This is a genomic window from Microbacterium sp. K41 (assembly GCF_004794395.1).
Lineage (GTDB): Bacteria > Actinomycetota > Actinomycetes > Actinomycetales > Microbacteriaceae > Microbacterium > Microbacterium sufflavum.
In genome coordinates, this window is sequence record NZ_SSDO01000502.1 from 19,777 (window position 1) to 32,111 (window position 12,335).

General features: G+C 70.8%; 13 protein-coding genes. 7 read left to right on the forward strand and 6 right to left on the reverse strand.

Annotation, left to right across the window (positions count from 1 at the left end):
• Positions 1–32 precede the first annotated feature (32 nt).
• Together DW309_RS16640 and DW309_RS16645 are read right to left on the reverse strand one after the other, a co-directional pair.
• Complete coding sequence (locus tag DW309_RS16640) at positions 33–1,373, reverse strand: cryptochrome/photolyase family protein (RefSeq protein WP_136046004.1); 1,341 nt, start codon at positions 1,371–1,373, stop codon at positions 33–35.
• On the reverse strand, positions 1,370–1,747 hold the full coding sequence (locus DW309_RS16645) for a DoxX family protein (RefSeq protein WP_136033611.1): 378 nt from the start codon (positions 1,745–1,747) through the stop codon (positions 1,370–1,372). The genes DW309_RS16640 and DW309_RS16645 overlap by 4 nt, the downstream gene beginning before the upstream one ends.
• An 84-nt stretch (positions 1,748–1,831) precedes the next feature.
• Here DW309_RS16645 and DW309_RS16650 point away from each other — a divergent pair, with 84 nt between their 5' ends.
• The 3 genes from DW309_RS16650 (at position 1,832) to DW309_RS16660 (ending at position 4,780) form a co-directional block, all read left to right on the forward strand.
• Positions 1,832–2,191, forward strand: coding sequence for a YnfA family protein (locus DW309_RS16650; RefSeq protein ID WP_136033613.1), 360 nt, complete (start codon positions 1,832–1,834; stop codon positions 2,189–2,191).
• Positions 2,192–2,312: 121 nt separating this feature from the next.
• Positions 2,313–4,238 (forward strand): threonine--tRNA ligase, encoded by a 1,926-nt coding sequence (gene thrS / locus DW309_RS16655; protein WP_240753269.1) that lies wholly within the window; start codon positions 2,313–2,315, stop codon positions 4,236–4,238.
• On the forward strand, positions 4,235–4,780 hold the full coding sequence (locus DW309_RS16660; RefSeq protein WP_136033617.1) for an HIT family protein: 546 nt from the start codon (positions 4,235–4,237) through the stop codon (positions 4,778–4,780). Before thrS ends, DW309_RS16660 begins: the two co-directional genes overlap by 4 nt.
• A gap of 3 nt (positions 4,781–4,783) precedes the next feature.
• Here the strand turns inward: DW309_RS16660 and pdxY are convergent, their stop codons facing one another.
• Both pdxY and DW309_RS16670 read right to left on the reverse strand, forming a co-directional pair.
• Complete coding sequence (gene pdxY, locus DW309_RS16665) at positions 4,784–5,635, reverse strand: pyridoxal kinase PdxY (RefSeq protein ID WP_136033620.1); 852 nt, start codon at positions 5,633–5,635, stop codon at positions 4,784–4,786.
• 46 nt (positions 5,636–5,681) lie between these two features.
• The gene (locus tag DW309_RS16670; RefSeq protein ID WP_168387311.1) at positions 5,682–6,989 is read right to left on the reverse strand and encodes an aminotransferase class I/II-fold pyridoxal phosphate-dependent enzyme; all 1,308 of its coding nucleotides are present in this window, start codon (positions 6,987–6,989) and stop codon (positions 5,682–5,684) included.
• A gap of 90 nt (positions 6,990–7,079) precedes the next feature.
• Between DW309_RS16670 and pdxS the strand changes: the two genes are divergently transcribed.
• Both pdxS and pdxT read left to right on the forward strand, forming a co-directional pair.
• Positions 7,080–7,973 carry a pyridoxal 5'-phosphate synthase lyase subunit PdxS gene (pdxS, locus tag DW309_RS16675; RefSeq protein ID WP_136033624.1) on the forward strand — a complete coding sequence of 298 codons (894 nt, stop codon included), beginning with the start codon at positions 7,080–7,082 and terminating at the stop codon, positions 7,971–7,973.
• The gene (gene pdxT, locus DW309_RS16680) at positions 7,963–8,574 is read left to right on the forward strand and encodes a pyridoxal 5'-phosphate synthase glutaminase subunit PdxT (protein ID WP_136046007.1); all 612 of its coding nucleotides are present in this window, start codon (positions 7,963–7,965) and stop codon (positions 8,572–8,574) included. Before pdxS ends, pdxT begins: the two co-directional genes overlap by 11 nt.
• Before the next feature lie 15 nt (positions 8,575–8,589).
• Here pdxT and DW309_RS16685 read toward each other — a convergent pair whose 3' ends face one another.
• The gene (locus DW309_RS16685) at positions 8,590–9,513 is read right to left on the reverse strand and encodes a phosphotransferase (RefSeq protein ID WP_136046008.1); all 924 of its coding nucleotides are present in this window, start codon (positions 9,511–9,513) and stop codon (positions 8,590–8,592) included.
• A gap of 61 nt (positions 9,514–9,574) precedes the next feature.
• Positions 9,575–10,936: a pyridoxal phosphate-dependent decarboxylase family protein gene (locus DW309_RS16690; protein WP_136046009.1), complete on the reverse strand. Its 1,362-nt coding sequence runs from the start codon at positions 10,934–10,936 to the stop codon at positions 9,575–9,577.
• Between the two features lie 125 nt (positions 10,937–11,061).
• On the opposite strand from DW309_RS16690, the gene DW309_RS16695 reads away from it, so the two are divergent.
• Positions 11,062–11,823 (forward strand): YebC/PmpR family DNA-binding transcriptional regulator, encoded by a 762-nt coding sequence (locus DW309_RS16695; RefSeq protein WP_136033632.1) that lies wholly within the window; start codon positions 11,062–11,064, stop codon positions 11,821–11,823.
• Between the two features lie 45 nt (positions 11,824–11,868).
• Positions 11,869–12,335: crossover junction endodeoxyribonuclease RuvC (ruvC, locus tag DW309_RS16700; protein WP_136046010.1), on the forward strand; the 467-nt coding region annotated here is incomplete at its 3' end.

The window sequence follows — 12,335 nt, forward strand, 5'->3', positions numbered from 1 at the left end:
ACCGTTGACGATCGTTCGAGCGAGGAGTAGCTTCACGCCCCCGCGCGCTTGACCTCGTCGTACGCCGCGAGTGCGGCCTTGCGGGTCTCGGCCAGGTCGACGATCGGCGCGGTCGGGGCATCGGCGGCCCACCGCGTGACATACTCTCCGTCCCCGTCGAACTTCTTCGCCTGCAGCTCCGGGTTGAACACACGGAAGTACGGGGCCGCGTCCGCCCCGGACCCCGCGACCCACTGCCAGTTGAACGCGTTGTTGGCGCCGTCTGCATCGACCAGCGTGTCCCAGAACCACTCCTCGCCGAGCCGCCAGTCGATTAGCAGGTTCTTGATGAGGAAGGACGCGGTCACCATCCGCACCCGGTTGTGCATGTACCCGGTGTGCCACAGCTCGCGCATCCCCGCGTCGACGAGGGGGATCCCGGTCTCGCCGTGCTGCCAGGCATCCAGCTGCCGCGGGTCGAGTCCCGGCCAGGGGAACGCATCGAACTCGGGCCGGAGGTTCTTCGTGGCCAGATCGGGGAAGTGGTAGAGCGTGTGCCAGGCGAACTCGCGCCAGCCGAGCTCGGACAGGAACCGTGCAGAGCCCTCGACCCGGGTCGCCTCGGCCCACACGGTGAACGGGCTCAGCTCGCCCCAGCGCAGCCGGGGGGAGAGCAGGGAGGTCGCACCGGCGGCCGGCGCGTCCCTGGCCGCGTCGTACGCCGGGAGATCGTGGTCGAGGAAGTGTCGCAGCCGCCGTCGTGCTGCCGGCTCGCCCGGCTCCCAGGTGTCGCGGAGACCGCCCGCCCAATCCGGTGTCGTGGGCAGCAGCTCCCAATCACCCGGGGCATCGGAGCGCGGCGGTCGCGCCACCCCGTCGAGTTCGCGCGGCTCCGGCAGGGGAGCACGGGGCGCGGGCAGTGCGCGGCAGGCGCGCCAGAACGGGGTGAAGACGGAGTAGTGCGTGCCGCTGCCCGTGGTGACGGTCCACGGCTCGTGCAGCAGGGAGCCCGCGAACGACTCCACCGTCAGGCCCTGATCGCGCAGCGAGCTCTTCAGCGCCGCGTCGATCTCCCGCTCCGGTCGCCCGTATCGACGGTTCCAGTAGACGGCGCCCGCCCCGCTCTCCGCGACGACCTCGCGCACCACGCGCTCGGCCGGGCCGCGCCGCAACACGAGCCGGGCGCCCTTCTCGCGCAGCCGCTCGTCGAGGGAGACCAGCGAGTGATGCAGCCACCACTTCGCCGCACCTCCGAGCGGGCGGATCCCCGGCGACTCCTCGTCGAGCACGAACAGCGCGATCACGGGCGCGTCCCGATCCATCGCGGCACGCAGCGCCGGGTGGTCGGCGAGGCGGAGGTCGTCGCGGAACCAGACGATCGAGGGGGAGGTCATCGCGTCGCCCACAGAGCCCAGGCGATCAGGGCCGGTTGCAGGAAGAGACGGCCGAACCGACGCGCGTCCGTGTCGAGCCCCGGAGTGGAGCGTCCGGTGCGCCACTGATGCCAGTTGCCGGGGAAGACCGCGGCGAAGAACCCCGCCGTCGCCCAGCCGATCCGGCGGCGCTCCCGCGGCAGCGCGATCAGTCCCGCGGCGAGCGCGACCTCGACGGCGCCCGACGCGATCACGATGGCATCCTTGTCCATCCGCGTCGCCTCGGTCGCCCAGTCGGGCACCACCACCCGGAAGCCGCGCGTCTGCGTGAAGTGCAGCACGCCGACGGCGCCGAGGGCGAGAGCGAGGATCCAGCGGGCGATCGTCCGGGTCATGGGGCCACGCTACCGTCCGGTCCGGCGGTTGCGGCGCCCCGTCGTTCGCGAAGCCGTCCTCGTGTGTCCTGACACACTGAGGTGGTGACCGTCTTCCGCATCGTCGTGCTGTTCGTCCTCGCCGCCGTCGCCGAGATCGGCGGTGCCTGGCTCATCTGGCAGGCCGTCAAGGAGGACCGCGGTTGGCTCTTCGCGGTCCTGGGGGTCATGGCGCTGGGGGCGTACGGCTTCGTCGCGGCGCTCCAGCCCGACGCGAACTTCGGCAGGGTGCTCGCCGCGTACGGTGGGATCTTCATCGCCGGATCCCTCGCCTGGGGCATCATCGTCGACGGTTTCCGTCCCACGGTCTGGGACTGGGTCGGGTCGGCGGTCGCGCTCGTGGGCGCGGCGATCATCATCCTCGCCCCGGCGGCCGCGTCCTCCTCGGCCGAACCGGTGGCCTGACGGTCGGCGGCCCCCGGCCATACGAGTAGCCTAGATCCAGACCCAGATGGAGTGATCAGTGCCTGAAAACGCCCAGCCGACCGACGGCTTCGCCCTGTTCTCTGACCGAAACGTCGTCGCGATGCGCGTCAACGGCGAGCTCAAGGACCTCGCCACGACCCTGACCGGCACCGAGCAGGTCGAGCCGGTCACGATCGACAGCCCCGACGGCCTGAACATCCTGCGCCACTCGGCCGCGCACGTGCTCGCGCAGGCCGTGCAGCGCATCAACCCGCAGGCGAACCTCGGCATCGGCCCGCCCATCACCGACGGGTTCTACTACGACTTCGGCGTCGACACCCCGTTCACGCCGGAAGACATCAAGGCCATCACGAAGGAGATGCAGCGCATCGTCCGCGAGGGCCAGCGCTTCGTGCGTCGTGTCGTGACCGATGACGAGGCGCGCGCGGAGCTCGCCGACGAGCCGTTCAAGCTCGAGCTGATCGGGCTCAAGGGCGGCAAGGAGGCGGCCGAGGGCGCGTCGGTCGAGGTGGGCGAGGGCGAGCTCACGATCTACGACAACACGACCCGCGACGGCGAGGTCGTCTGGAAGGACCTCTGCCGCGGGCCGCATCTGCCCAACACGCGCATGATCGGCAACGGCTGGGACCTCACGCGCATCGCCGCCGCGTACTGGCGCGGCAGCGAGAAGAACCCGCAGCTGCAGCGCATCTACGGCACCGCCTGGCCCACGAAGGACGAGCTGCGCGCGTACCAGCACCGGCTGGAGGAAGCCGCCAAGCGCGACCACCGGCGACTCGGCAAGGAGCTCGACCTGTTCTCTTTCCCCGAGGAGATCGGGTCGGGCCTGAGCGTCTGGCATCCGCGCGGCGGCGTGGTGCGCGGCGAGATGGAGCAGCACGCGCGCAAGCGGCACATCGAGGGCGGCTACACCTACGTGTACACGCCGCACATCTCCAAGGAAGACCTCTTCCTCACCTCGAACCACCTCGTCACCTACAAGGACGGCATGTTCCCGCCCATCGTCATGGACGAGGAGCGCGACGAGAACGGCGAGATCACCAAGCAGGGCCAGGACTACTACCTGAAGCCCATGAACTGCCCGATGCACATCCTCATCTACAAGGAGCGCGCGCGCAGCTATCGCGACCTCCCGCTGCGGTTCGCGGAGAACGGCACGGTCTACCGCAACGAACTCTCCGGGGCCCTGCACGGCCTCACGCGGGTGCGCGGCTTCACGCAGGACGACTCGCACCTGTTCGTCACACCCGACCAGCTGGAGGAGGAGGTCGGCAAGGTCCTCGAGTTCATCCTCTCGATGCTCCGCGACTTCGGCCTCACCGACTTCGAGCTCGAGCTGTCGATGAAGGACGACGAGAAGTCGAAGTGGATCGGTTCGGACGAGTTCTGGGAGTCGTCCACCGACGCCCTGCGCCGCGTGGCCGTGGCCTCCGGTCTCAAGCTCACCGAGGTGCCGGGCGAGGCGGCGTTCTACGGGCCGAAGATCGACCTGAAGACGCGCGATGCGATCGGCCGCACGTGGCAGCTGTCCACGGTGCAGGTCGACCCCAACCTGCCCGAGCGCTTCGACCTCGAGTTCATGGACAAGGACGGCCAGAAGAAGCGTCCGATCATGATCCACCGGGCGCTGTTCGGCTCGATCGAGCGGTTCTTCGCGATCCTCCTCGAGCACTATGCGGGCGACTTCCCGGTGTGGCTCTCGCCGGTACAGGTCGTGGGGATCCCGGTCGCGGACGACTTCGCCGACTATCTGGGTGAGGTGATCGACATGCTCCGCTCCCGCGGTGTGCGTGCCGAGCTCGACACCTCCGACGACCGCATGCAGAAGAAGATCCGCACGCACACGACCGGCAAGGTCCCGCTGCTGCTGATCGCCGGGGAGCAGGACCGGGCCGCCGGCACCGTCTCCTTCCGCTACCGCGACGGCTCGCAGGAGAACGGCGTGCCGATCGCGCAGGCGGTCGACCGCATCCGCGCTGCCATCGACAGCCACGCCCTGGTGCAGACGGCCGGGGACCTGGCATGACCGAGGGGGAGCAGTCGCTGGAGGATGCAGGTCGCCTCGCCGGCGTGCCCGACGAGTTCCAGCGGCTGTGGACCCCCCACCGGATGGCCTACATCCAGGCGGGACCGGAGCCCCTGCGCGAGGAGTGCCCGTTCTGCGAGGCGCCGAAGTACCCCGACGCCGAGCGGCTCATCGTGGCACGGGGCACGACCGCGTACGTGCTGCTGAACCTGTTCCCGTACAACTCGGGGCACCTGCTGGTGTGCCCGTACCGTCACATCGCGACGTACGACCAGGCGAGTCCGGAAGAGGTGGCCGAGATCGGCGCGCTCACCCAGACGGCCATGCGGGTGCTGCGCGAGGTCTCCGGATGCGACGGCTTCAACCTGGGCATGAACCAGGGGGCGGTGGCGGGAGCCGGCGTGGACGCGCATCTGCACCAGCACGTGGTGCCGCGGTGGCGCTCCGACGCGAACTTCTTCCCGATCATCGCGAAGACGAAGGCGCTCCCGCAGCTCCTCGGCGAAGTGCGGGAGGCCGTCGCCCACGCGTGGCCGGAGTGACCGTCAGCGCACCTGCCGTGCGGTGAACTGCATGCGCGGGTGCGCGTAGAACTCCTGCGCCTCGATGAGCTGCAGCTCGCGCTCACCCGAGTCGAGCGTCGCCTGCAGCAGGTCGTACACGCTGGAGGCGGTGCGCTCGAGCGCGGTCTTGGCGCTGCCGGTCTCGACGTAGTGCGCCGTGAACAGGGCGGCGGTCACGTCACCGGAGCCGTTCGCCTTCATGGGGAGGTGCGGCGTCTGGACGAGCCAGGCACCGTCGCCGTCGACCGCGAGCATCTCGATGGTCCCCTCCTCGCGGTCGGGCCGCTCGACGCTCGTCACGAGCACCGTGCGGGGGCCCATGGCGCGGGCGAGGTCGACCGAGGCGAGGGTGGACTCGAGCGTGTCGGGTTCGGTCTCGGTGAGGAACCCGAGCTCGAACTGGTTGGGGGTGATGATGTCCGCCACCGGGACGACGCGCTCGCGCAGCAGGATCGGGATCGCGGGGGCGACGAAGCAGCCCGACTTCGCGTTGCCCATGACCGGGTCGCACGCGTAGACCGCGTCGGGGTTGGCGGCCTTGACGCGCGCGACCGCATCGATGATCACGTCACCGATGCCCTCGCCTCCCTGGTAGCCGCTCAGGACGGCGTCGATCTGCCCGAACACTCCGCGGTCCTCGATGCCGGTGATGACCTCGCGCACGTCGGCGGGGTCGATCAGCGGTCCGCGCCAGGCGCCGTAGCCGGTGTGGTTGGAGAAATTCACGGTGTAGACGGGCAGCACCTCGACGCCGATGCGCTGCAGCGGGAACACCGCGGCGGAGTTGCCCACGTGCCCGTATGCCACGGCGGACTGGATGGAGAGGATCTTCATGAGCGAGCGCTTTCGGTCAGGGCGGGCAGGTGCCCGCGACGGGTGGTCATCGCGCGGCCGCGACGAGGTCGGCGACGAGCGTGTCGGCTTCCGCGTCGGTGAGGTCGTGGACGGTGAGACGGAGGTGGTGGGACGGATCGGCGCGGTCGTCGAGGGAGAACTCGTCACCCGTGCGGGCGAGCCACCCCCGCCGCATCAGGTGCTCGGCGACCTCGCGCGCGGGCCGGGGGAGTCGCACCCAGAGGCTCAGCCCGTCTGGCGCGGCGACGTCGATGCCGTGCGCGCGCAGGCGTGCCGCGAACGCGGCGTTGCGCTCCGCGTAGTGCGCACCGGCGGTCGCGACGGTCGTCATCGCATCCTCGTCGGTCAGCTGTGCCAGGGCGAGGCGCTGCAGCAGGTGGCTCACCCACGTGGTGCCGGGGCTGAGTCGCATCGCGAGACGTTCTGCGGTGTCGGGGTCGGTCGCCGCGATCGCGAGGCACATGTCGGGTCCGAGGAACTTCGACACCGAGCGCACGAGGGCGAAGCGCCGATGGTCCTCGCTGATCAAGGACTCGTACGGGCGCTGCGACAGCAGCGAGAAGTGGTCGTCCTCGATGATCAGGACGTACGGGTGATCGGCGAGGACACCGCGCAGCTCGGCGGCGCGCTGGGCCGTGAGACCCACGCCGGTGGGGTTCTGCGCCCGCGGTGTGCAGATCACGGCCCGCACGCCGGCGTCGAGAGCCGCCCGCAGTCCGTCGACCGTCATTCCCTGGTCGTCGACGGGGACCGGGACGGCCCGATAGCCGCCGAGCCGCACCGTGTGGATGCTGGCGAGGAAGCACGGATCCTCGAGCGCCACGGCGTCGTCGCGCATGAGCGCTTGGGCGAGCAGCCGCTCCACCGCATCGACCGCTCCGCTCGTCACAGTGATCCGGAAGTCCGCGTCCGGAAGGTCGGCCGCCATCCACCGGCGCGCCCACTCCTCCAGCCCCGGGTCGATCACGGGTTCGCCGTAGAGCACGGGACGGCTCGCGATCGTCATCAGCGCGGCCGACGGGTCGGGGATGCGTGCGGGGTCGGGGTTGCCGGTGCCGATGTCGCGGAGCACGGTGTCGGCCGCGTAGCCCTCCTGTGCCACGGCCTCGATCCCCGCGACCGTGGTGCCGGCGCGTCCGCGCGACAGGACGAGTCCCGCCTGGGCGAGCTGGCGGTACGCGGCGACGGCGGTGTTGCGGTTGACGCCGAGGGTGGCGGCGAGCTCGCGCACCGGCGGGAGGAGGGCTCCGGGCAGCAGGATCCCGCGGTCGCGCAGGGCGCGCACGCTGTCGGCGATCTCCGCCGCGGTGCTGCCTGTGATCCGGTCGCTCATGATCCTCCTCCGCGATTCTAAGTGGGATCGGACAGTGCTACGTTTGATCTAGATCAAACCCGATTACGGATCATCCGACAGGAGCTCCCCATGTCCGAGCAGAACACCACCGGCTCGTCGCGCGTCAAGCGCGGTCTCGCCGAGATGCTCAAGGGCGGCGTCATCATGGACGTCGTGACCGCCGAGCAGGCGAAGATCGCCGAGGACGCGGGCGCCGTCGCCGTCATGGCGCTCGAGCGCGTGCCGGCCGACATCCGCGCGCAGGGCGGCGTCTCGCGCATGAGCGACCCGGACATGATCGACAGCATCATCGATGCCGTGTCGATCCCGGTGATGGCGAAGGCGCGCATCGGTCACTTCGTCGAGGCGCAGGTGCTGCAGGAGCTCGGTGTCGACTACATCGACGAGTCCGAGGTGCTCTCGCCGGCCGACTACGTGAACCACATCGACAAGTTCGGCTTCACGGTGCCCTTCGTGTGCGGCGCCACGAACCTCGGCGAAGCGCTGCGACGCATCAACGAGGGGGCGGCGATGATCCGCTCGAAGGGCGAGGCCGGAACGGGCGACGTGTCCGAGGCGATGAAGCACATCCGCAAGATCCGCGGGGAGATCGCTGCGCTCACGGCTCTCCCGAAGGATGAGCTGTTCGTCGCCGCGAAGGAGCTGCAGGCGCCGTACGAGCTGGTCGCCGAGATCGCCGAGACGGGCACGCTCCCCGTCGTGCTGTTCGTGGCCGGCGGCGTCGCGACCCCCGCGGACGCCGCGATGATGATGCAGCTCGGGGCGGACGGCGTGTTCGTCGGCTCCGGCATCTTCAAGTCGGGCAACCCCGCCGAGCGCGCGAAGGCGATCGTGAAGGCCACGACGTTCTTCGACGACCCGAAGGTGATCGCCGAGGTGTCCCGCGGGCTCGGCGAGGCGATGGTCGGCATCAACGTCAGCGACCTGCCGGCGCCGCACCGGCTCGCCGAGCGTGGCTGGTAGCCCGCGGGTCGGCGTGCTCGCGCTGCAGGGCGATGTGCGCGAGCACGCCGCCCTGCTCACCCGGCTCGGCGCCCAGGTGGAGCTCGTCCGGCGCCCGGAGGAGCTGGCCGCCGTGAACGGCCTGGTGATCCCGGGTGGCGAGTCCACCGTGATCGACAAGCTGTCGCGCTCGTTCGGGATGCAGGAGCCGATCCGCGACGCGATCGCCGCCGGGCTCCCGGTGCTCGGCACGTGCGCGGGGCTGATCATGCTGGCCGACACGGTCGTCGACGCGATCGAGGGCCAGCAGTCGTTCGGAGGGCTCGACGCGGTGGTCAGGCGGAACGCGTTCGGCCGTCAGGTGGAGTCGTTCGAGGCGCAGCTCGACGTGGCGGCCTTCGGTGCACCGCCGGTGTCGGCGGCGTTCATCCGCGGACCGGTCGTCGAGTCGATCGGTCCTCGTGCGACCCCGCTCGCGGCGCTACCGGACGGCCGCGTGGTGGCGGTGGAGCAGGGAGCGCTGCTGGGCCTGAGCTTCCACCCGGAGATCTCCGGCGAGACCCGCTTCCACGAGCGCTTCCTCGCCCGCGTCGAAGGCGGCCACTCCGTCGCCGCCGCCTGACCGCCGGACGCGTCGTCACACCAGGGCGACCAGCCACCGCAGCGCGGGACCGGCTTGCGCCCGCTGGAAGGCGCGCAAGCCGGGGAGCTGCGGAATCTCCGGCCTGCTCTGTTCGGCCCAGAGGTACGAGGCGAAGCCCGCGATGACCGGCAGCAGGTCCCTCGGAGGGGGAGCGCCGTGCTCCTCGAACACCGGGTAGGCCTGCGTGCAGGTCGGTCCGCCGCTCGCCTCGATGCTCGGCAGCACGCAGGGGAGGTCGACCCATGCGGCCCCGCGGCGCGCATGCGGCCAGTCGAGCAGGTGGGCGCGACCGTCGGCGATGAGGATGTTGTCGGCCCGGACGTCGTCGTGGACGAGGACATCTCCGCGCACGGCCCCCGCGAACTCCGCCTCCAGTTCACGCAGTCGGGGCAGCGAATCCCGGACCGACGGGGGCAGAGCGCCGCGGAGGTCGGGGGTGGCGGCGATCTCCTGCCAGCGCGTGAAACCCGGCACCATGCTCTCGTCCGCGGCCGTCAGGGTTCTCGGTGCCGGCGTGGTGCCGACGACGGCGAGGGCGTCCGCCACCGCGTGCAGGTCATCCGCTGTCCACGGGCGCCCCGGATGGCGGCCGTCGATCGCCTCGACGACCAGCACGGCACCGATGTCGTCCTGCACCGTCCCCAGCACTCGGGGCGCGACGCCCGAGGGGAGGGTCGACAGCGTGACGATCTCCTGGCGGAGCAGGCGCACCGAGTCGGCGTGCCAGTCCGCGCCCGCGGCCTTCACGAAAGCCCGACCGCCGGTCGTGACCACGGTGCCCGCGTACGTGGCGCTGAAGCCGCCGTGCGCGGGGGCGTCGGAGATGTACTCTCCGCCGATCACGTCCAGCGCCGCGGCGCGGAGGCTCTCGGGCAGTGAGGTCCACGCGGGGCGGAGGCGGTCGGCTCCTGCGGTCACACCCTGCTCCTCTCGCGCGCGATCAACGGCGGCCTCGACCGTAGCAGGCGGGCGAGTCGGGTCAGGGGAGAAGGGTGCGGATGGCGTGCACCGTGCGGTCGATGTCGTCCGCGGTCGTCGCCCACGACGACACCGAGCAGCGCAGCGCGGCTCGCCCCCGCCATTCCGCTCCGGTGACGACGGCCGTGCCGTCGACCAGGATCGCGGCACCGAGCTCGCGGGTCGCCTCGTCCGTGCCGAGCCGGAACATCACCTGGGTGTAGTCGACGTCGTTGATCACCTCGATCGCGTCGAGCCCGCGCAGGCCGGAGGCCATGCGCACGGCGTTGTCGTGGAGGCGGTCGACGAGATCGGCGACCCCGGAACGCCCGAGGCTGCGCAACGCTGCGTACGCCGGCACCCCGCGGGCGCGGCGCGACAGCTCCGGCGTCACATCCCACGGGTCGAGGCCGGAGTACACGAGGTAGTCGCCGCCGGTGCGGAACGCCGCGATCGAATCGGCGGGATCGCGGACGATCGCCATGCCGCAGTCGTACGGCACGTTCAGCGTCTTGTGTGCGTCGGTCGCCCAGGAGTCCGCGTCCTCCATGCCGGCGGTCAGATGTCGCAGCGCGGGGGAGGCGGCCGCCCACAGACCGAAGGCGCCGTCCACGTGCACCCAGGCGCCGTGTCGGCGTGCGATCGCGATCAGCGCGCGGAAGTCGTCGAACGCTCCGGTATGGACCTCTCCCGCCTGCAGGCACACGATGAGCGGGCCGGATCCGCCGTCGAGGACGCGCTCGAGCTCGGCGGGGTGCATCCTGCCCTGCGCGTCGGCATCCACCACGTCGACCTCGGCGCGGCCGATCCCGAGGAACCGTGCCGCGCGGTCGATCGATCCATGACGATCGGCACCCACCACGAACCGCACCGGCGGCGCGGAGCGCATTCCCCGTTCGGCGAGGTCCCACCCCGCCCGCGCGAGCACGGCGTTCCGTGCGGACGCGAGGCACGTGAAGTTCGCGAGCTGACCGCCCGTGACGAAGCCGACGCTGCTCGCGCACGGGAGGCCGAGCAGCTCGAGCAGCCACTGTCCTGCCACCCGCTCCATCGCGACGGTCGCCGGGGTGAGCAGGGAGGAGCCGGAGTTCTGATCCCACGCGGACACGAGCCAGTCCGCGGCGAGAGCGGCCGGATGAGTGCCGCCGATCACGAACCCGAAGAACCGTCCACCGGGGATCGCCACGAGTCCGGGCTCGGCCTTCGCCGCGATGTCCTCGACAACGGCCGCGGGGTCCTCCGCCCGCTCCGGGAGAGGCGTGCCGAACACCTGCAGCATCTCGTCGAGGCTCGCGCGCGGCCACACCGGTCGATCGTCGAGGGTGCCCAGGAACGCCTCGGCTCGACGGTGAGCGGCGTCGAGAGCACGCTCCCGGTCGCCCATGCGGTCAGTCTCCCACCGCCGCAGCGCCCCGACAAGGCACTGTGCCGCCGGGTGTTCCGCGGTGTTCCTTTAGAATGGACGACGCCCTGGACACGCGCCGGGGCCCTGACGACGAGCGGAGACTTATGTCCGGGCATTCCAAGTGGGCCACGACCAAGCACAAGAAGGCCGTCATCGACGCGCGCCGTGCCAAGTCCTGGGCCAAGCTCATCAAGAACATCGAGGTCGCGGCCAAGCTCGGCGGCGCCGACCTGCAGGGCAACCCGACCCTGTTCGACGCGGTCCTCAAGGCCAAGAAGACCTCCGTCCCGAAGGACAACATCGACCGGGCGATCAAGCGCGGTGCGGGCATCGGCGGCGAGGCCGTCGAGTACACCTCGATCATGTACGAGGGGTACGGCCCCAACGGTGTGGCGCTCATGATCGAGTGTCTGACCGACAACAAGAACCGCGCCGCCGCCGAGGTGCGCACCGCGCTGAGCCGCAACGGGGGCACGCTCGCCGACCCCGGCAGCGTCGCGTACAACTTCAGTCGCAAGGGCGTCATCGTGGTCGGGTCGGAGGGCACGACCGAGGACGACGTGATGATGGCCGCGCTCGAGGCGGGGGCCGAGGAGATCGAGCCGCACGCCGAGGGCTTCGAGGTCATCACCGAGGCGAGCGACCTGGTCGCCGTGCGCAGTGCGCTGCAGGAGGCGGGCATCGAGTACGAGTCGGCCGACGTCGAGTTCGTGCCGAACCTCAAGGTCGAGATCGACGCCGACACGGCCCGCAAGGTGTTCCGACTGATCGACGCGCTGGAGGACAGCGAGGACGTGCAGAACGTCTTCAGCAACTTCGACCTGTCGGCCGAGGTCCAGGCGGAGCTCGAGAACGACGACGCGTAGGCGCGGCTGACCTCGATGGGCACGTTCCGCGCCTAGCCTGGGACGGTGACGTCGACCATCCGCGTGCTGGGCATCGACCCGGGACTCACCCGCTGCGGTGTCGGGATCGTCGACGTCGACCGGACCCGCCGGGGCACCCTCGTGCACGTCGGTGTGATCCGCTCGGCGATCGATGCGCCGATCGGCGAGCGACTCGCGGTCGTCGCCGCGGGGATCCGCGAGGCGATCGCCCAGCACCGCCCTGACGCGGTCGCGGTCGAGCGCGTCTTCGCGCAACAGAACAGCCATACGGTGATGGGCACGGCACAGGCGAGCGGGGTCGCGCTCCTCATCGCCGCCGAGTCAGGGCTTCCCGCGGCGACCCACACGCCGAGCGAGGTCAAGGCGGCCGTCACGGGCTACGGCTCCGCCGACAAGAGGCAGGTGCAGGCGATGATCGCCCGCATCCTGCGTCTGGATGCGCCGCCGCAGCCGGCGGACGCCGCGGACGCTCTCGCGATCGCCCTGTGTCA